This window comes from Porphyrobacter sp. LM 6 (assembly GCF_001720465.1).
Taxonomy (GTDB): domain Bacteria; phylum Pseudomonadota; class Alphaproteobacteria; order Sphingomonadales; family Sphingomonadaceae; genus Erythrobacter.
In genome coordinates this window covers 1,370,554-1,390,697 of the sequence record NZ_CP017113.1, presented here as the reverse complement: position 1 = coordinate 1,390,697, position 20,144 = coordinate 1,370,554, and the positions used below count along the sequence as shown (strand labels likewise).

12 protein-coding genes and 1 tRNA gene are annotated in these 20,144 nt (G+C 67.0%); 9 read left to right on the top strand and 4 right to left on the bottom strand.

Annotated elements, in window-relative coordinates:
• Positions 1-27: 27 nt before the first annotated feature.
• The 3 genes from BG023_RS06510 to BG023_RS06500 all read left to right on the top strand — a co-directional run bounded on the left by BG023_RS06510 (position 28) and on the right by BG023_RS06500 (position 2,317).
• The gene (locus BG023_RS06510) at positions 28-1,341 is read left to right on the top strand and encodes a replication-associated recombination protein A (protein ID WP_069309737.1); all 1,314 of its coding nucleotides are present in this window, start codon (positions 28-30) and stop codon (positions 1,339-1,341) included.
• Entirely contained in the window at positions 1,338-2,222 is an 885-nt protein-coding gene (locus tag BG023_RS06505; RefSeq protein WP_069309736.1) for a hypothetical protein, read from the top strand. The genes BG023_RS06510 and BG023_RS06505 overlap by 4 nt, the downstream gene beginning before the upstream one ends.
• 22 nt (positions 2,223-2,244) lie before the next feature.
• A tRNA-Thr gene (locus BG023_RS06500) sits at positions 2,245-2,317 on the top strand.
• A 16-nt stretch (positions 2,318-2,333) separates the two neighbouring features.
• On the opposite strand, the gene BG023_RS06495 is transcribed toward BG023_RS06500, so the two are convergent.
• The 3 genes from BG023_RS06495 to BG023_RS06485 form a co-directional block, all read right to left on the bottom strand.
• The gene (locus tag BG023_RS06495; protein WP_069309735.1) at positions 2,334-3,260 is read right to left on the bottom strand and encodes an acetyl-CoA carboxylase carboxyltransferase subunit alpha; all 927 of its coding nucleotides are present in this window, start codon (positions 3,258-3,260) and stop codon (positions 2,334-2,336) included.
• A 13-nt stretch (positions 3,261-3,273) separates the two neighbouring features.
• Positions 3,274-6,972, bottom strand: a complete 3,699-nt coding sequence (locus BG023_RS06490; protein ID WP_069309734.1) for an SDR family NAD(P)-dependent oxidoreductase — start codon at positions 6,970-6,972, stop codon at positions 3,274-3,276.
• Positions 6,973-7,076: 104 nt separating this feature from the next.
• A complete protein-coding gene (locus BG023_RS06485; RefSeq protein ID WP_269465921.1) occupies positions 7,077-12,530 on the bottom strand; it encodes an AMP-binding protein in 5,454 nt (1,817 codons plus the stop codon).
• A 354-nt stretch (positions 12,531-12,884) separates the two neighbouring features.
• Between BG023_RS06485 and BG023_RS06480 the strand changes: the two genes are divergently transcribed.
• Positions 12,885-15,065, top strand: a complete 2,181-nt coding sequence (locus BG023_RS06480; RefSeq protein ID WP_083234589.1) for a putative bifunctional diguanylate cyclase/phosphodiesterase — start codon at positions 12,885-12,887, stop codon at positions 15,063-15,065.
• A 105-nt stretch (positions 15,066-15,170) separates the two neighbouring features.
• Here BG023_RS06480 and queF read toward each other — a convergent pair whose 3' ends face one another.
• The gene (queF, locus tag BG023_RS06475; RefSeq protein ID WP_069309731.1) at positions 15,171-15,644 is read right to left on the bottom strand and encodes a preQ(1) synthase; all 474 of its coding nucleotides are present in this window, start codon (positions 15,642-15,644) and stop codon (positions 15,171-15,173) included.
• Positions 15,645-15,799: 155 nt separating this feature from the next.
• Here queF and BG023_RS06470 point away from each other — a divergent pair, with 155 nt between their 5' ends.
• The 5 genes from BG023_RS06470 (at position 15,800) to BG023_RS06450 (ending at position 20,143) form a co-directional block, all read left to right on the top strand.
• The gene (locus BG023_RS06470; protein WP_069309730.1) at positions 15,800-16,936 is read left to right on the top strand and encodes a hypothetical protein; all 1,137 of its coding nucleotides are present in this window, start codon (positions 15,800-15,802) and stop codon (positions 16,934-16,936) included.
• A gap of 46 nt (positions 16,937-16,982) precedes the next feature.
• A complete protein-coding gene (locus BG023_RS06465; RefSeq protein WP_069309729.1) occupies positions 16,983-17,840 on the top strand; it encodes a sulfurtransferase in 858 nt (285 codons plus the stop codon).
• A complete protein-coding gene (gene metC / locus BG023_RS06460) occupies positions 17,837-19,024 on the top strand; it encodes a cystathionine beta-lyase (protein ID WP_069309728.1) in 1,188 nt (395 codons plus the stop codon). The genes BG023_RS06465 and metC overlap by 4 nt, the downstream gene beginning before the upstream one ends.
• 67 nt (positions 19,025-19,091) lie before the next feature.
• Positions 19,092-19,850, top strand: coding sequence for a uroporphyrinogen-III C-methyltransferase (gene cobA / locus BG023_RS06455; protein WP_069309727.1), 759 nt, complete (start codon positions 19,092-19,094; stop codon positions 19,848-19,850).
• Positions 19,847-20,143 carry a DUF2849 domain-containing protein gene (locus BG023_RS06450; protein ID WP_069309726.1) on the top strand — a complete coding sequence of 99 codons (297 nt, stop codon included), beginning with the start codon at positions 19,847-19,849 and terminating at the stop codon, positions 20,141-20,143. Before cobA ends, BG023_RS06450 begins: the two co-directional genes overlap by 4 nt.
• The last annotated feature ends 1 nt before the right edge of the window (position 20,144 follow it).

Genomic DNA, 20,144 nt, shown 5'->3' with positions numbered 1-20,144 from the left:
CGATGACTTGCCTATCACGCCCGATGAATGACTGATCTGTTCGGACAAGATGCACCCCTGCCCCGTGCGAGCGCGCCGGACGCCGATGCGCCGCTGGCCGACCGGCTGCGTCCGCAGAGCCTATCCGAGGTGGTCGGGCAGGAGCACCTGACCGGGCCGGAAGGCGCGATCGGGCGGATGGTGGCGGCGGGCCGCCTTGCCAGCATGATCCTGTGGGGGCCGCCGGGCACCGGCAAGACCAGCATTGCCCGCTTGCTCGCCGATGCCGTGGGCATGCGCTACGCCGCGATCAGCGCGGTGTTTTCGGGTGTGGCGGACTTGAAGCAGGCCTTTGCCGAGGCCGAGAAAATGGCCAAGGCGGGGGTCAAGACGCTGCTGTTCGTGGACGAAATCCACCGCTTCAACCGCGCCCAGCAGGACGGCTTCCTGCCCTTCGTCGAGCGCGGAGTGGTGACGCTGATCGGCGCAACGACCGAAAACCCGAGCTTTGCCTTGAACGCCGCGCTCCTCAGCCGCGCGCAGGTGCTGGTGCTGAACCGGCTGGACGAGACGGCGCTGGCGGCGCTGCTCGACAAGGCGGAGGGCCTCGAAGGCCCGCTTCCCGTTACGCCCGAGGCGCGCGCGGCGTTGATCGCGCAGGCTGATGGCGACGGGCGCTTCCTGCTCGGTCAGGCCGAAACACTCTATGCCGCAGGCCTGACAGAACCGCTCGATCCCGCAGGCCTCGGCAGCTTCCTGCAACGCCGCGTCGCTGTCTACGACAAGGACCGCGACGGGCATTACAACCTCATCAGCGCGCTCCATAAGTCCGTACGCGGTTCTGATCCGCAAGCGGCGCTTTATTGGCTCGCGCGGATGCTGGTGGCGGGAGAGGAACCGCTTTTTCTTGCCCGGCGGCTGGTGCGGATGGCGGTGGAGGACATCGGCATGGCCGATCCACAGGCGCTCCCGCAATGCATGGCAGCGATGGAGGCCTACCGCTTCCTCGGCAGCCCCGAGGGCGAGCTGGCGCTGGTGCAGGCCTGCCTCTACCTCGCCACCGCCCCCAAATCGAACGCGGTCTACATGGCGCAGAAGGCCGCATGGAAGGCCGCGAAGGAGACCGGCAGCCTCGCCCCGCCCACCAACATCCTCAACGCGCCGACCAAGCTGATGAAGGACATCGGTTACGGCGCGGGCTACACCTATGATCACGACGCGACCGAGGGTTTCTCCGGCGACAATTACTGGCCCGAAGGCATGGCCGCAGAGCAATTCTACGCCCCGGTCGAACGCGGATTCGAACGCGAGGTGAAAAAGCGCCTCGAATACTGGGACAAGCTGCGACGGGAGCGGGGGTGAGCCGCTTCACTCATTTCCTCGCAGTCGATTGGTCCGGCGCGAAGGGACCGAGGCAGAAGGGGATCGCCTTGGCCCTCGCCAAGGCCGAGGGCGGCGCGCCGGTGCTCCTCACCCCGCCCGAACCCAAGGGCTGGGCGCGCGCCGAGGTGCTGGCGTTGCTGGCTGGCCTCGAAGCGCCGACGCTCGTCGGGCTCGATCTTGGTATCGGATTGCCCTTCGCCGATGCGGGCGCCTTCTTTCCCGGATGGGATGCCTCGCCCGCCGATGCGCGCGGGCTGTGGGCGTTGATTGACGCGCTGTGCGCCGATGATCCGCATCTGGAGGCAGGCGGGTTCGTCACCCACCCGCAAGCTTCGCGCTACTTCCGCCACGGCAAGGGAATCGAGGGCGACCGCTTCCTGCTCCCCGGCGCGGCCAGTCGCGAAGGCCGCTTCCGCGTCGCCGAGACAGCCCAGCGCAGCGCAGGCGTGCGTCCGGTGAGCAACTTCAACCTCGTCGGCGCGGCGCAGGTGGGCAAGTCGAGCCTGACGGGTATGCGGATGCTCCACCGCTTGGGCCAGCGCGTGCCGGTATGGCCGGTCGATCCGCTGCCGGAGGAAGGCTCGGTCGTGACCGAGATCTATACCTCGGTCGCGGCAAGGCTCGGCGGGGTGACGGGCGCGGCGACAAAGATTCGCAGCTTTGAGGCGCTGAACGATGCACTCGACCTGCTCGGATCGCCGCCGGTATCGGGCAGCGGGCCGATTGACGATCACTCCTCCGACGCACTGCTCACCGCAGCATGGCTGCGGCGCGTGCATACGGAGCGCGATCTGTGGAACCCGCCCGCGCTTACGACCGACATCGCGCGCACCGAAGGCTGGACTTTCGGCGCGCTCTAGGGTTAGGGCGCAGCCGCGGTCAGCCGGCTTAGCTCAGTTGGTAGAGCAGTTGATTTGTAATCATCAGGTCGTTGGTTCGATTCCGACAGCCGGCACCGCACCTCCCGCCGATTACCCCAGCTTCAGGAAGAACTCCTCGCGCTCGCGGCGCAGTTCTTCGGGTGTCAGGGCGGCCAGCGCATCAAGCTCCGCCCGAAGCGCCAGCGTCATCCGCTTGACCATCTCGTCGGGATCGCGGTGCGCGCCGCCGCGCGGTTCGTAGACGATGCGGTGGATCACGCCGAGCTTGAGGAGATCGCCCGCAGTCACCTTCATCGCTTCGGCCGCGTCGGGCGCCTGTGCGCCGCTGCGCCACAGGATCGAGGCACAACCTTCGGGGCTGATCACCGAATAGACCGCGTGTTCGCACATCAGCACCCGGTTTGCCGCCGCCAGCGCGACTGCGCCGCCCGATCCGCCCTCGCCGATGATCACCGCGATGAGCGGCACGCCGAGCGAAAGGCACATCTCGGTTGAACGGGCGATGGCTTCAGCCTGCCCGCGCGCTTCGGCATCGACCCCGGGAAAGGCGCCAGGAGTATCGACCAGCGTCACCACCGGCAGACCGAAGCGGTCGGCCAGTTCCATCAGCCGGATCGCCTTGCGATAGCCTTCGGGCCGCGCCATGCCGAAATTGTGGCGGATGCGTCCGGGCGTATCCTCGCCCTTCACATGGCCGATCACCACCACCTTGCGGCCTTCGAACCGGGCAAAGCCGCCGATGATCGCCTCGTCCTCTCCGAACACACGGTCGCCCGCGATCGGCAGGAAGTCGGTGAACAGCCCCGCGACCAGTTTTTCGAAGCGGGGGCGCTGCGGATGGCGCGCCACCAGCGTGCGTTCCCACGGGGACAGGCGCGCATAGGTATCCGCGAGCAGCTTGTCCGCCCGCTCGCGCAGCATCCGCGCCTCGGCTGTGCCCTCGGCATGGGCGGCAAGCTCCGCCACATGCTTGTCGAGCGCCTCTATCGGCTTTTCGAACGGCAGATACTGGATCATTGCTGACGCAGTATCACACCGTCATCGACATGCCGCGATAAATCCGCGCCCGGTACCGCGAGTCCTCGGCATCGGGCAGCGGTGCGCCGACCAGCAGCACCGCGCGGGCGAAGCGGCGGACCTCTTCGAGATGCTCGTCGAGATCGCGCGGTTCTTCCGATTGGACACGGCGGGTCAGGTTGATCTGGTTGACCGGCACATCGTGGACCAGCCGCTCGTTCTCCACGGCGAGCGTCGCGGTGAAGGCGTGGAGCGTGGTCTTGATGAAGTTCGCCAGCGCGAAGGCGGGCGACTTGTCGCCCATCGGCACGTCGGGCGAGGTCAGGACCAGCTGGCAATCGTCATAGAGCGAGGCCCGGCGCGAAACGCGGAAGTGGTGGGTGAGATTGTCGGCCACCACGGCGCGGAACTCCTCCGGGGTGAGCGGATCGTCGGTCGCAAACAGCTTGCCCGGCAGCGCGGCCATCGGGGTGGAGAGGATCGTCGTCGGCTTGCCCCACAAAGTCAGCGCCTCGTCCATCGCAGCTTCGATGTCGGAGGTCTTGACCAGCGAGGTCAACGACGCGGCGATTTCGGGCTCGAGCTGTGCCTTGATCGCATCGAACGCTTCAGCGGTGCGGGTGATGGCCACCACATTGGCCACGCCGCAATCCTCGATGAAGGCGCGGGCTGTTTCTGCGAGGTAATCGGCGAGGTGTTCGCCGATGATCCACACCGTACGCCCACGCATCTGGTCGAGCCGTTCCTGCTTGGGGCTGCCGAACAGCTCGCGCTCGGTGGTCGAACGCTCGACGCTGAGGCCGCCCGAGGGCATGAAGGTCTCGCCCGAAACCGCGCGGTCGGCGAGGAAGAACACCGTCGCCTGCGCCACGTCATGCTCGGTCGGCATCTTGCCGAGATAGAGCTTGGACAGCACGCCGGTGCCGACCTTCTTGGCCTCGACCGCAATCTTGTCGGCGGGCAGGAAGGGCGCATCTTCGGGCGGCACACGCATCAGCCAGTCGGCATCGGCCTCGGGCGTCGCGGGGCGATCGGCCCACTCGGGTGCATCGAGGAAGTATCCGCCCTGCCGCAGCCGCCCGATCAGCCCAGCGGCGATCGAGGGGGTGAGCAAATACTGGTCCCAGGTGCAGGTGCCATCGCCTTCGCGCGCACAGGCCAGCGCCAGTTCGCGCAGTTCATGCGGGTTGTTGGTGTCGTGGCTCATCTTGACGGTGTCGTTGCGCGCCAGCCGGGCGAGCAGCGCTTCGACCCGCACCCCGCGCCGCAGCGCCTTGATGCTGGCCGCGTGGACCGCGTTCAGGCGCTTGTTTTCAAGAATGAGCTTCCCGCGCCGTTCGAACAGCCCGGGCTTGCCGCCGGTGCCCGACAGGCGGTCACCATCCACGGGGCCAGGCGCGATCGCGTTGAACTGCACCTCGGGGCCGAGATAGCGCGCCATGCTTTCGACCATCGCGCGCTGCCCGGCCTTCGACACGGCGTAATCCGCGCGGTTGGGGTAAGCGACCGCGAGATATTTCTCCCCGCCGAAATAGGACGAGACGTTGAGGATGTAGCCCGATCCTTGCGCCTTCATCAGCGGCGCAACATGGTGCATCAGGAAGTAGTTCGACACGAGGTTCGCATCGAGCGTGTAGTTCCACGCATCGACCCCCATGTCGACGACCATGTCCTCAGCACCGGCAACGCCCGCGTTGTTGATGAGGTAGTCGATCCGGCCGAAAGCCTTGAGCGTCGCGTCGACCGCGCCCTTGAGGCTTTCGAAGTTGCTGACATCGACATTGGCGAGGGTCTGCACCCGCCGCTCGACACCCGCAAAGCCGATGTCTTCAAGCTCGCTGACGATCTTGGCGCGGGCGACCGCGAGTTCGCTTTCGCGGCGTGCAACCATCATTACCTTGCCGCCGGCCAGCGCCAGCAGGCGCGCGACCTGTCCGCCGATCCCGGCAGACCCGCCGGTGATCAGCGCGACCTTGCCGAGGTGCAGGCCGGTGATGTTCTCCGAGAACCCCGGCATGGCCTTGCGCGCACCCGTCGCCTCGCCGATGTTAGACGGGACATAGAGCGTGATCTCGCCGAGCTTGCTTTCCTTGAGCAGGATGCGCGCGGCGTGGCCCGCGGTGAAGCGGATGTTCTCGGCCTCGGTATTGGTGAAGCGCACGATCTGGTTGCCCCACTCGGCCTGACGGCGGCGGCCATGCGCGGTGTCGATCTCGCTTTCATCGCGCCAGATGCGGATCAGCTGCTCGGTCGCGGCGCGCAGGATGTGGCCGTAGATATCGCCCTTCCCGTCGCTCTTGTGGCTGACGAACACGAAGCGCGGCGGCTGCATCAGGTTGTCGTGCCGCTTCCAGTAACGGCTCATGGTGCGCGCTAGCGCCATGTTGCCTGCGAGTTCGGCGTCCATCAGCGATTCGACCACGCTGTCGTCTGCCGTGGTGATCGCGCCCGAAAGTTCGCCCGCACCCAGCGCGGGGAGGAACAATGCGCCGCTGACCGGCGTGCCCTTCCTGGTGTAATCCTCCAGCGCGGCTTCCATGCCTGCCGGATCCTTGCGGCTGAAGCGGATGATGCTGAGCTTGTCGCCAAGGCCCAGCGCGGCGCAGCGCTTTTCGGCAATCGCCACATCGGCCGCGCGCGGCAGGCCGAGCACGACTTCGGCCCCGCAGGCGAGTTGCACCTGCGCGATTTCGAGCGCCTCTTCCCAGTCATCTCCCGCCGCGATCAGCACCGAAAGGCCGGTGCCGTCCATCGAGCGCATGGTGGGCCGCGCAAGGTAGGTCGAGCGCTGCTCCTTGCGGACGCTCATACCGTGGGTGACCTCGAAGTCGTGACCGTTATAGGCCGCGCTTTCATCCGAGCCGAGGAACACGCAGGTGGTGGCAATGTCGGTCGGGGTCGGGAAGGTCTTGGCCTTCTCCTTGCCGCCGGTGGCGCGCTCGAGGCTCATCATGTCGAAGAACTGGGTCGCGGTGGTCCCCGCCGCATCGCCGCGCGCGGTGTCCATCGCGGCGAAGACATTGCGGATGCGCTCGCTCTCGATCGGGCCGGGGTAGACGAGGTTGACGCGGATGCCCTTGGGGCCAAGCTCAAGGCTGAGCTCGCGGCTCCACGCATTCATCGCCGCCTTGGGCACCACATAGGCCGCGCGCGCATAATAGGGCGTACGGCTGAAGATGGTCGAGACGTTGATGATCGAGCCGCCTTCGGGGATGTGCTCCGCCGCAACCCGCGCGACGTTCCACGCGACACCGAAGATGTTGCGCAGCGCATCGGCCACGGTCTCGCTGTCGGTTGCGCCCTTTTTCTGGAGCGCGGCGAGCTCTTCGGCAGAGAGCGGGAGGTTCTCGATCGGCTGCTTCGGCCCCGCGCTTCCGGCGTTGTTGACCAGAATGTCGATCCGCCCGAACTGCTTCACCACATCGGCAATCGCAGCGCGCACCGAGGCGATGTCGCCGCCATCAAGCGCGACAGTGGCAAGCCGCGCCGGGTCTGCGCCAGTCGCCTTGAGCAGCGCGTCAGCCGCAGCCTTGGTGCGATCGGGCGTGCGGCCCGTCATCACCACGGTTGCGCCTTCTGCAAGATAATGGGTGACGATATGTCCGCCCAAGTTCCCGGCAGCGCCGGTCACAACGGCGATCTTGCCGGCGAGGCGGCCCGGGATATCGCCTTGCAGAGCAGGCGCAGCGGCAACGGCTTTCAACTTGGCCATGACTCTCTCCTCACAGAATTACCGCGAAGCTGTGCTTCGCTTTATGTTTCGTTCAAACCCTGGGGAGGAGAGCTAAGAACGTTTCAAAAATCGCAACGCGCGGATTATGTTTCCGGTTCCCCGGCCGTGTTAGCCGACCCCATGGCCGACCACGCTTCGAGCAGCGCGTCGCGGCTTCTGAGGCCCAGTTCCGGCAGCGCGTGGTTGACCACATAGGTCGAGCCGGTGTGCCGGTTGTCCCACATCGCCTGGTGCGCTTCGGGCAAGCCTTCCCACGAAACGACCTCGGGCTCGGTCACTTCGAGCAGCCCGGCAGCGATCATGTCGTTCATCCGCGCGACCTCGAAGGCGTTGCACAGGTGCGTGCCGAAGATGTTGGCGGTCGGCATGTAGATGCGGCGCTGGCGGGTCCAGACCTGCGGGGCGTAGAAGGTGAAGCGGCACCCGCTGAGATCTTCGGCGAAGATCACCCGCCCGGTGAAGGGCTTCACCAGCGAAGTCGAAATGCCGAGCGTATCCTGCCCGGCCCGCTCGAACACCAGATCGGGGCTGCCACGCGGATTGTCGGGCGAGCGCAGGATCTTGCCCACCGCCGAACCGAAGGGCTTCATCACCCGGTCCTGATAGTCGCGCACCGCCGCCTTGAAGACCTCGATATCGGCCTTGGCATCGGGCAGGCGGGGCATGGTGTCGGGCCAGTGGAAATTCGCGCCTTCGCGGCGGCGGATGCTTTCGAGGGAGACAATTCCCTCGATTGCATCTTCCAGCCCCAGCGATTGCAAGAATTCTCGCTGGCCATCGGTGGTGGTGGCGATGACGGACTTGGCATTGAACCGCCGTGCGGCTTCGATCATTTCGAGCCCGGTTTCGTCGAGCAGGTCGCTCGATCCCGGCCCGTAGAAGATCAGCACCGCCTCGCCGCCCCTGAGCTGCGCCCGGCGGAGCATCTCTTCGGGGCTGGCCGTGCCCGGCTTGCCCATGAAGCTGAAATGGTAGCCGGATGATGCGCCGTAGAAGGCCAGCGTCCCGCCCTCGGCCAGCAATTGGAACGAGCGCGGGAAGGCGGTTTCGCCCGCGTGGCTGACCACGTAATCGGCCAGCTTGCCGCCGTTCAAGGCCTTGTATTCGGCAACCAGCGACGCGCCTGCGGCTTCCCAGCCTCGCGCCTCCGCCTTGTCTTCCGGCACGACCGAATAAAGATCGGCGAAGCGCGCATCCTTGCGGTTGATCGCACCCACCGCGCCCTGCACCTTGGTGATGAAGCTCGCGCGTTCTTCCGAGGACACGAGGCCTGTCACCTGCAAGCCCGTCCGCACCGAGGAGCGCAGGGCATCAAGCCCCGTCCCCGTCGCCGCGCCTTCGACGAACAGCGTCCGTCCGGGTGCGATTTCCAGCGTCGTGAACAGGCAGCGCGCGATGGTGCCGAGGTTGAGCACATAGCTCCCCGCCTGCTCCAGCGTCAGATCGGGCGGCACCTTGTGCATCTGAGGAGCCTGCACGGTGAGGAACTGCGCGTGGCTGCCGGTTTCGGTCTCGTAGCCTTGAATGCTGAAGTCGGCATACATCGGATCATTGCCGACCATCGGCGAGAGCAGGTCATTCGTCCCCGAATAGACCGTCACCAGATCGCCAACCTTGATCCGCCCCTGAGCGCGGGTTTCGCTGCCAAGCGCCGCAACCAGCGCGATCCCGCCCGATCCGGTGATCTGGACGTCTTCCTCGTGGCTGTCGAAGGGCGAGACGGGGATGCCGGTCAGCGCCCAGATGTCGTTGAAGTTGACCTCGCTCGTCAGCATGTAGAGCAGCGCCTCGTTCGGCGCAGGCTCGGGAGTTTTGACGATCAGTTCCTTCTCGTGGCTCGCGGGCGGGCCGAAGCGCGGCTGGCCGGTGTCGGGATCGCGGGCGATGCCGAAGGCGTATTGGTGGCGCGGGATCGGGGTCACGCCGGGATAGAACGGCGCTCCCACAGGAAGCAGCTCGCCTGCCGCCTCCAATGCCTGAGCACGCATTTCATGCTCCGCATCAATCCACACGCCGTCGCGCCGCACCGGGAGCGGGGGCGCAACCTTGTCGATGAACTGCTTGATGCCGGTCTTGCCGCCTTCGGGATCAACGATGGCTTCGGCGAACAGCTTGGCTTCGCGCTGCGTTCCGGCGGTGATGCCCTGTTCGAGCCCGACCCGCACCGCTTCGAGCGCACGCGCACCCGCTGGCCCGCGTCCCGCCCAATCGAGCTGGCGCAGGATCCGCTGGAGGAAATCGTCCTCCATTACCGCGTCGAGGCTGACATCGGCCGCCGTCTCCCAGCGCGCCGCCGCCGCCTGCCGCTCGGCAAAGGCCTGGCCGAGCGCGGAATTGGCGCCATGCTTCATATAGTCGCGCACAGCCGCGTGGGCCGCCGAAAGCGCATCATTCGCGCCGCTCACCAGCGCATCGACCACGCCGATATCCGCTGCCGCATCAGCCGTGATGCTGCGCCCGCCCAGGATCAGATCGAGCGCATCGCGCACGCCTTCCGCCCCGCGCCGGTCGAGCAGCAGGCGCGGCAGGCGCTGCGTGCCGCCATAGCCGGGCAGCAAGCGCAGGCGGATTTCGGGTTGGCCGAAGCGCGCGGTCGGCTCGGCAATGCGGTAATGGCACGCGAGCGCGAATTCCATCCCGCCGCCCAGCGCCACGCCCTGCACCGCCGCAACGCAGGGCTTGCCCATGCTCTCGATGGTGCGGAAGGCGAGGTGCGCGTTGTTGGGCAGCACCATCGCTTCTTCGGCGGTGTGGATTTCCTCGAGCATCTGGCGAATGTCGGCACCCGCGACGAAGGACGAAGTGCCCTCGCCGGTGAACACCACCGCCACGACATTGTCGTCGCGCGCGAGGGTGGAGGTGACCAGCACCAGCTCGTCAATCGCGCGTTCGTTCAAGGCATTGACCGGCGGATTGGTGACCGTGACGGTCGCCACCTGCTTGCCCGGCGCAACCGTGTTGTACTGGACGAGGAAGTAGCGGTGGCGATCGAACAGCGCCTGTTCGTCGCTCATGCGCTGCTTGCGCTGCCAGTCGGCGATGACCTTGCGCAGTTCGTCCAGCGCCTCGGGATTGCGGAGCGTGGTGACATCGCCGACGTCCTCGCCCACCACCAGCGCGCGGACCATGCGGCGCATATATTTGCCGCTGCGGGTTTCGGGGAATTGCGAGACTTCGATGAAGTCCGCCGGCACCGCAACCGCGCCCTTTTCGGTGCGGACGAGGTCGAACAGCCGACGCTTGTCCTCGTGCGTGAGCTTGCGGCCTGCGACCGGCACCACGAAGGCGAGCGGGGTCAGCCCCTTCTCGCGGTGGGGCGCGCCGACCACCAGCACATTGCCGACCGGGCTATCGGCGGTGAGCGTCTTGTCGCGCAGCACCGCGCCCTCGATCTCCTCGGTCCCCATGCGGTGGCCCGAGACGTTGATCACGTCATCCGAGCGGCCATGAAGCGAGAACGATCCATCAGCATGGGCAATTGCGAAATCGCCCTGGGTATAGGCCCAGGCGCCCTTCCAGCGCCGCCAATAGCCATCTTCCCACCGCGCCGCATCGCCGCGCCAAGCGGGATCGACCCGGCCATCTTCAACCTTGAAGCTCGCGATATCGCCCCAGATGGTTCGCGCGAGATAGGGGTAAGGCGCGGCGATCACGATCTCGCCCTTCTCGCCCACTTCCGCCTTGCGCCACGGCACGCCGCCCGCATCGGCGCGCGTGAAGGGCACCTGCGCAGCGCCCCCCGCCTCGTCCTCGACCCAGACATCGCCAACGATCCACGGCAGCGGATAGGCGTGCGCGTCGGGGCGCAGCGGGAAATCGTCGTTGCCGAACATGTGCGTCCAGGCGATCCCGCCATGCTCGGTCGCCCAGTAGGAATTGATGTAGCGCGGGGTAACGTGCTCCATCCCGAAGGCCTGCACGGACGGGCTGACCGGCTCGGCGCAGAAGGTCGCCACGCGCAATCCGCTCATGTCGTAGCGTTCGACCTCGGCGAGGTTCGCCGGATCGGACATGATCGACTTGAGGAAGGTCACACCCGCCTTGAAGATCGTCACATTGTGCCGCTCGATCATCGAGGCGAAGCGGCCGGCGTGGGGGAACACGGGCGAGCCTTCGCTCACCAGCGAGGTCACCCGCGTCATCAGCGGGGCGCAGATCAGGTAGCTCTGGCCGGTAATCCAGCCCGGATCGGCGACCACAAACAGCGTATCACCCGGGCGCGCATCAAAGCTCGCCGCCATGGTCTCGGCCACGCCTGCGGCATAGCCGTGCGAATGGACGATCCCCTTTGGCTTGCCGGTCGAACCCGAGGTGTAGATGAAGAACATCGGATAATCGGCATCGACCGGCATCGGCTTCGACGAGGCCCAGATCGCGCGGACGAAATCGCTGTCAGGCAACGCCAGCAGGTCAGCTTCGGATGCGACGTTGAAGCCCGCCCCGCGCGCCTTCTCCAGCACGGCGACGAGCGCCGCGTCGGTTAGTTCATGGCTCCAGCGGTCGCGCTCCTCGCGCCAGATCATGTCGGGCTGGTGGGTGTGGCGGCACACGATCACCGCCTCGACACGCGGCGGCAGGGTGACGAGGCTGGAGGCGATCGCGATCCGCACCCGCGCGGCATCGGCGCTGGTGATCCGGCCCTCGGCGCCAAGATTGATCAGCGCCCGGCCCACGCCGCGCATCACGTCCGACCGGTCAACCGTAATCTCGCCCGCCAGCGCCTCGCGCACGGTATCGAGGATGGTCGCAGCGTCAGCTTCGGGCAGGCCGAGGTCGAGGCCCGAGAGGATCTCAAGCGCGGTTGTCACCGGCACGAAATTGTCGAGCGCTGGGTCGGTATAGGCGTTCTTGAAGGCGGCGACCTGCGCGTTGCGGTAGCTGCCGTCGGAGGTGACGATTACCCGCGCGCCGGTATCGGCGATGCGGTCGGACAGGGTCTTGTCCGAGAAGCCGCCGAACACTGCGGTATAAACCACGCCCATGCGCTTGGCCGCTTCGGTCCAGTAGATCTGCGGCACGATACTGGGCATGTTCAGCGCCATGCGATCGCCGGGCTTCAGCCCCAGCGCTTCAAGCGCAACCGCGCACTTGGCCACTTCGAGCAGCAATTGCTTGCGGCTTACGGTGAAGCAGTCGATCGGCGCGCCCTTGCCGCCGCTGGCGGACATATCCCAGCGGTCGCCTTCGAATATCAGCGCGGCTTCATCGCCGTGGCCGGCGAGCACGTGGCGATCGAGTTCGGAGAAGGCGGCATTGGTGCGCCCGCCCACGAACCAGCGCCAGTGCGGCGGGTTGCTGCCGTCGAAGCCGGTGTGCCACGGCGTGAAGCCGGCGGACAGATCGGGGCTGACGGGCGCAGCGCTCGCCGCATCCCAGCCGTGCCAGCGGCCATCTTCGCCCCGTGCGATCCACGCGCCCGAGGGGCCGATATCGGCCACGAACCAATGCATGTTGCGCCCGGCAATCTCGCCGTGGAAGGCGCCCGGATCAGCCAGAACAGCCGCACGCATCGCGTCCCACTGGGCGCGGGTTTGCACGCGATTGGTACGGACAGCAGGCGCGGCCTCGCGCAGGATCTCTTTCAGAATGACACCGTCCCCAGACTGTCGCCAAACCTGCGATGCGCGATCCCGAACGCCCGCAGTGATGTAGCAAAATTACGTCGAGCATCCGCCTTTGGCATCATTATGCCAAGGCGGGCACACAGTCCGATAACGCGGTTGCTGCCAATCCGTTCCAGCCCCCTTTGCGCATCCCGACGGGGCACGCGGATGGGTAACGAATCCTCAATTCCCTCGCTCTAAGAGGATCGGCTCGGGCCGGCGGGCCCAGGCAAAGGGCCACGCGACCCACGGCACAGGGCCCAACCGCGAAGATAACGAGGATAGCCAATGGCGTTGGGGTTTCGCAAAAACGGACGGAAGAAAGCCGCACATGCCGGCAGTGGCTCTGCTGCGCCTGCATTGCGGGTCGACCGGACTGCGGTGCTCGGTGACGTCGAGGAACTCGGCATTGGCATGTTCTGGGCCACTGACGCCGATGGCAAGCTGGTGTTCCTCTCATCGCGCGCCATTCAGGATATCGGCGCCGACGCGGGGACTCTGATCGGCAAACCGATCGAAGAGGTCTTCCAGGATATTGAAGAAGAACCCGGCGCCCCGACCCAGCGCGCCCTTTCCTTCAAGCTGCGCACTCGCTCCAAGCTCGAAGAGCAGATCGTCGCCATTCCCACCGCCCATGGCACCACCCGCTGGTGGCGGCTCAACGCCCGTCCGCTGCTCGATGCGGAAGGCGCGTTCTGCGGCTATCGTGGCAGCGCGGTCGATATCTCGGCGCAGTACACCTATGAAACGCAGGTCGCACGCCAATCGCAGGTCGATGAACTGACCGGCCTCGCCAACCGCCGCAAGCTCAGCGAACGGCTCAATGCGACGCTCTCTGCCTTCCGCCAGAGCCAGCGCAGCTGCGCGCTGATGATGCTCGATCTCGACCGCTTCAAGCAGGTCAATGACACGATGGGCCACCCGGCCGGCGACGAGCTGCTGCGCCAGGTTGCCAAGCGCCTCGCCTCGATCGTCAAGGACCATGGCGAGGTCGGCCGTCTGGGTGGGGACGAATTCCAGGTGATCCTGCCCGACATGGACGATCGCGGCACTCTGGGCGAGCTGGCCAACCGGATCGTCCAGTCGATTTCCCAGCCCTACCAGATCAATGGCCGTCGGGCGATCATCGGCACCTCGGTCGGGATCGCGATTGCGCCCTATGACGGGATCGACGCCGACGAGCTGACCCGCGCGGCCGACATGGCGCTTTATTCCGCCAAGGAAACCCGCAGCGGGACCTTCTGCTTCTACACCAGCGATCTGAGCGAGGCGGCGTCGAAATCGGCAGTGCTGGGCGACCGGTTACGCGACGCGCTCGACAGGAACGAGCTGAAGATCGCCTATCAGCCGCTCGTCAATCCCGACACCAACGAGGTGAAGTGCTTCGAGGCGCTGCTGCGCTGGCAGGACGAAGAGGGGACGGAAATCTCGCCCTCCGACTTCATCCCGATTGCCGAGAACGATGATCTCATCATCAAGCTCGGCGAAATGGCGCTGCGGCAGGCGTGCAAGGACGCGATGGAGTGGCCGGATTCGATCCGCGTCGCGGTCAATGTCTCGGCCAAGCAGTTCATCCACAACGGCTACCGCAAAACCGTCGCGGCGGCACTCGAAGCGTCGGGAATGTGCCCTTCACGGCTGGTGCTGGAGATCACCGAAAGCGTGTTCGTCGGTGATCTCGAGAAGGTCGATGCAATCTTCCGTGATATCAAGAAGCTGGGCGTCAGCCTGGCGCTCGACGATTTCGGCACGGGCTATTCCTCGCTCGGCTATCTCAAGCACGGCCATTTCGACAAGATCAAGATCGACCAGAGCTTCGTGCGCGGCTGCACCGAGAACGGCGACATCAACCCGGCGATCATCACCGCTATCGTCGCGCTGGCCAAGGCGCTGGGGATGGAGACCGTGGCCGAGGGGGTCGAGGCGATGGACGAACTCGCGCTGGTGCGCGAGCGCGGCGCCGATCTGGTGCAGGGCTATATCTATTCGCGCCCGCTGTTGCAGGACGAGGTGTTGAAGCGCTTTGCTAACGGGGCGATGAACGTCGCGCCGAGCGGCCCGCCGCGCCACCGCGCCGACCGCATCACGATTTTCAAGCGGGTCGGGCTGATCAACGAAGACCACTATTACGACGTGATCCTGCGCAACCTGTCGAAGACGGGCGCGCGGATCAACGGGCTCGCCGGGGTGCCGGTGGGGACCGATGTGGTGCTCGATCTCGGGCATGGGCAGCTGGTGGTGAGCCAGGTGGTCAACGCCTCCGAGAGCTCGCAGGGGCTGAAGTTCGAAACGCCGATGATCAGCGACGGCACGGGCGGGTTCATGACCCGGCACCGCATTTCGCCTTATGCGCTGGCGGAGGCGGGGATCCCGCTGGCGGCGCTGGGGCCGGGGGCTTTCCCGCTCGCCAAGTGGCGCGAGGCGAACAAGACCGTGCCGCGCTTCCTCCAGCTCGATCTGGCGATGTAACCACCCCGCCAAACGGGGATTGTTCCACGTGGAACATCCCCGCTTTGCCGGCCTAAGGGGGGTCTAACGGGGGTCTAGAGGGGGTCTAACCGCCCCGAAACCCCGTCAGCCGCGACCGCGATAGGGCGATACGCCCTGATCGGGCAGCCACAGATCAGCCGGCGGCGCGCCCGATTGCCAGAACACGTCGATCGGGATGCCCCCGCGCGGATACCAGTAGCCGCCGATGCGCAGCCACTGCGGACGCATCTCCTCGAACAATCGCACCCCGATGCCCACGGTCACATCCTCGTGGAAGCCGTTGTGGTTGCGGAAGCTCCCGAGAAACAGCTTGAGGCTCTTGCTCTCGACGATCGTTTCGCCCGGCACGTAATCGATCACCAGATGCGCGAAATCGGGCTGGTTCGTCACCGGACACAGCGAGGTGAACTCCGGCGAGACGAACCGCACCAGATAGGTCAGGCCCGGACGCGGATTGGGCACGTAGTCGAGCACCGCCGTTTCGGGCGACGTCGGCAGCGGCGTCTCCTTGCCGAGGAACTGGGGCGAGCGGGCGGGCTGATCGGGTGTCGATTCCATGCGGCGCTGTTGCCCCGAATGAAAAGCCCGCGCAAGCGCCGAACGCGCGCTGGCATGAGGCGGACGGTGGCAGCGAGGCTGGACGCACGCGCGCCCCCGCCCCTAATGCAGACAGCGCCGGTTCACCCCCGCTATGCCACATCCCCTGCTGCGCCATGATTGCCCGACCCGCCCGTCACCCCTTCCGCCATTCTGCCGCCGCGCTGCTGCTGGCGCTGATGCCGCTTGCGCCGCTCGCCGCGCAGGATGCGCCGACCGGCTTTTCGCTGCCCCAGCCCACCCCGACGCCGACACCTGCCCCGGCAGGCCCGGCAGACGAGCGCGCGGGCGTGGCGATCCCCCCGCGTGCCGCCCCAACCGCCGAGCCAACTGGCACGCCGCGCATTGCGCCTGCCCCGGTGCTGACATCGGAACCCGACGCGGGCGACCAGCCGCGCCCCGCCACCTCACCTGCCCGGCGCGCAGCGGCCCGCACGCCGCCGCCTGCCGCCAGTGCCGTGCCAGCTCCTCCGCCTGCCGCAACCGCAGCGCCGGTCGATCCGCTGACGCTGCCCGCAACGCTCCCCAAACCCCAACTGGCCCCCGCGCAGGAAGCGCCCGCTGCGGCGAGCGCGGCCCCTGCCCTTCCCGCCATCGGTGACCTCGCCGGAGGCTGGCCTGCATGGTGGCCGTGGGCCGCTGGCGGCGCGGGTGCGATTGTGCTGCTGCTCGGCGGGTTTGCACTATGGCGTCGGCGCAAGCCCAAGGTGCTCCGCCTCGCGACCCCTGCCGAAGCGGAAGCCGAGGACGGCCTCCTGCCCGATCTCCCGCTGATCGACGTTGGGCTCGAAATCACCGCCGCGACCCGCAGCCTGATGATGTTCACGCTGCAGTACCAGCTGACCTTCGCCAACCGCGCCGGGCAGGCCGTGACCGATATCAGCGCCGCCGTGCAGCTTGTCAGCGCGCGGCGCGGCGATGGGAATGCTGCTTCGCCCGGCGCAGCGCAGGAATTGTTCGGGATCGACCGCATCGGCCCCAGTCAGAGCCGCATCGTCGCCGGCGAAGTGCGTCTGCCCCTGACCGAAATCGCCGTGCTGCGGCAGGGGCGCGCGGCGCTGTTCATCCCGCTGCTGCACGTCACGCTGGAAGGGCGCGGGCAAACCACGCTGACCCGCAGCTTCGTGATCGGCACACCAAGCACGCTGCGCACCGGGCGGCTGCATCCGATCCTGCTCGACACCGCGCCGGGATCGGTCACCGGCCTGACCGCCAAGCCGATCAGCGTGCCGGAGATTTTGGCCGCCGCTTGACCGCGCACGCTTTGCGGCAAGGAGCGAGGGCGCTAGGGTGGCGCCCATGACCCAATCTCACAGCGATCTGGTTTCGACCGAATGGCTCGCCGCTCGCCTCGCCGGGCCGGGCCTTGTGGTGCTCGATGCCTCGTATAACCTGCCCGCAGCCGCGCGCGATGCGGCGGGCGAATTCGCCGCCGCGCATATCCCCGGCGCGCGCTTCCTCGACCTTGCGAGCCTGTTCGATCCGGGTTCCCCAGTCCCCTATGCCTTCCCCTCCCCAGATCAGATCGCGGCGCGGCTGGCGGGCCTCGGTGTCGGGGCCGATGACACGATCGTGATCTATGATGACAGCGCGATCCGCACGTCCGCGCGGGCGTGGTTCGTGCTCACCGCCAGCGGGCGCGGCAAGGTGGCGATCCTCGATGGCGGGCTTGCCAAGTGGCGCGCCGAGGGCCGTCCGCTGGAAAGCGGCACGCCGGCTGTTACCCCTGCTACACCTGCCGCTTTCACCCCGACCACACGGGTGCGCACCAAGGCGCAGATGCTCGCCAATATCGATAGCAAGGCCGAACAGGTGCTCGATGCCCGCAGCGCCGACCGCGTCTATGGCAGCGGGATCGATCCGGTGCATGGCGGGCAGAACGGGCGGATTCCCGGCGCGCTCAACCTGCCCTTCAGCGCGGTGTTCAACGCTGACGGCACATGGAAATCGCCCGAGGAACTGCGCGCGCTGTTCGCCGCCGCCGGGATCGATCTGGCCCGCCCGATCACCACCACCTGCGGCAGCGGCGTGACGGCGAGCGTGCTGCTGTTCGCTCTGCACCTCCTCGGCGTGGACAGCGCCGCGCTCTACGATGGCAGCTGGAGCGAATGGAGCGCCGATCCCGCCACCCCCAAGGCGCAAGGGCCTGACGCATGAGCGGCGGCGGCGATGAGAAGCATCTGAAGCCCGCAACCCGCCTTGTGCGCGGCGGACGGCGCAAGGAATGGACCGGGCCGGTGGTCAACCCGCCCGTGTGGCGCGCCTCGACCCACCTCTATGACAAGGACGCCGATCGCCACGCGGCGGGCGGCAACAATGCCGACGGGCAGTTCTTCTATGGCCGCCGCGGCGCGCCGACCCAGTGGGCGCTGGCCGATGCGCTGACCGCGATCGAGGCGGATGCTTATGGCACAGTGCTCTATCCCAGCGGGGTGGCGGCGATTGCGGGGTGCATGCTCGCGGTTCTGAAGCCGGGCGACCGGCTGCTGATGGCCGACAACGCCTATGATCCCTCGCGCAACATGGCGACGGGGCTGCTGACGCGGATGGGGGTGGAGACGACCTTCTTCGACCCGCGTGATCTGGAAGGCTTCCGTGCGCTGTGCAGGCAAGGCGCGAAGGCGGTGTGGCTCGAGTGCCCCGGCAGCCTGACCTTCGAGGTCAGCGATATCCCCGCGCTGGCCGCCATCGCCCGCGAACATGGCGCGGTGAGCATGGTCGACAACACGTGGGCGAGCCCGCTCGGCTTTTCGGCCCTGACGCACGGCTGCGACATCGTGATGATGAGCCTGTCGAAGCATGTCGGCGGGCATTCCGATTTGATGATGGGCAGCGCGAGTGCGGGCAAGCGCTGGTACACCGCGCTGCGACGGGTCAGCCAGGAGCTGGGGCAAGTGGTCTCGCCCGATGATGCCGCACTCGCCGCGCGGGGTCTCAGGACGATGGGCATCCGGCTGGAAGCGCAGACCCGCTCGGCGCTGGCAATCGCGACACGGCTGGAGGCCCAGCCGCAGGTCGCGCGGGTGATGTGCCCGCTGCTCCCTTCCGATCCCGGCCACGCGCTGTGGCGACGCGATTTCACCGGCGGGTGCGGGCTGTTTTCCTTCGTGTTGGCGAGCGATGATCCGCAGGCTTCGGCCCGCGTGGCCGACGCGCTCGACCTGTTCGGCATCGGATACAGCTGGGGCGGGTTCGAAAGCCTCGCCCTACCGATCCGGCCGGAGGATTACCGCAGCTGCATGCAAGGCACCGACGGCAAGCCCGCCATACGCCTCTCGATCGGGCTGGAGGACACCGCCGATCTGATCGCCGATCTCGCGCAGGCCCTGGCGCGGGTATAGTTCCGCTTCATCGCTGCCAATCCATTCTCGCTGGCGCCTCTGGGCGCGCTGGCCCATCTGCGGTGCCATGCGAAAGACTGGCACCATTTATCTCGTCGGCGCGGGGCCGGGTCCGGTGGACCTGCTTACCCTGCGCGCTGCCCGCCTGATCGAGCGGGCCGAAGTCATCGTTCATGACGGGCTGATCGGCCCCGATATCCTCGGCCTTGCGCGGAGCGACGCGCGGCTGATCTCGGTCGCCAAGCAACGTGCGCGCCACACCTTGCCGCAGGAAGAGATCAACGCGCTGCTGGTGCGCGAGGCGCTCAGTGGCCGCGATGTCGTGCGCCTCAAGGGCGGCGATCCCTTCATCTTCGGGCGCGGGGGCGAGGAAGCCGAAACCGCGCGCGCCGCAGGTGTCCGTGTCGAGGTGGTCCCCGGCATCTCCGCCGCCAATGGCGCCGCCGCCGCCGCCCAGATCGCGCTCACCCACCGCGATGCCTCGAGCATCGTCAGCTTCGTCGCGGGCCAGTGCAAGGGCCTGTCCGAACAGGACTGGTCGGGCCTCGCGGGCAAGGGCCGCACGCTGGTGATCTACATGGGCGTCTCCACCGCCGCGCAGATCGCCGACAAGCTGATGGCCGACGGTCTTGCCCCCGACATGCCCGTCGCCGTGATCGAGAACGCCGCACGCCCGGAAATGCGGGTGCTGCGCGGGCTGCTCGCCGCGCTCCCCGATCTGGTCGAGGCGGAAGCGGTGAAGAGCCCCGCGCTCATCGTCATCGGCGAAGTTACCGCGCGCGATGACATCGCCGTCGCCGCGCTGGCCGAGGAGGCTGCCCGATGAAAATCCTCACCGGCAACGATCTGCGCTCGGGCGCTGTCACCTGGTGGAACGGCAGCGGCTGGTCGCTCCACGTCAATGATGCCGTCGATGTCGGCGAAGACGCCGAGGAAATCATGGCGCGCGAAGTTGCCGCGCGGCGCGTCAACGTGCCCTATGCGATCGAGGCAACCCGCACCATCGACGGCGTGCGCCCCGCCCACATCAAGGACCGCATCCGCGCGCTCGGCCCGACCGTGCGGCCCGACCTCACGCTCAAGCCGCAAGACCCCCAAGCCATTGACTGGGTGATCTGAC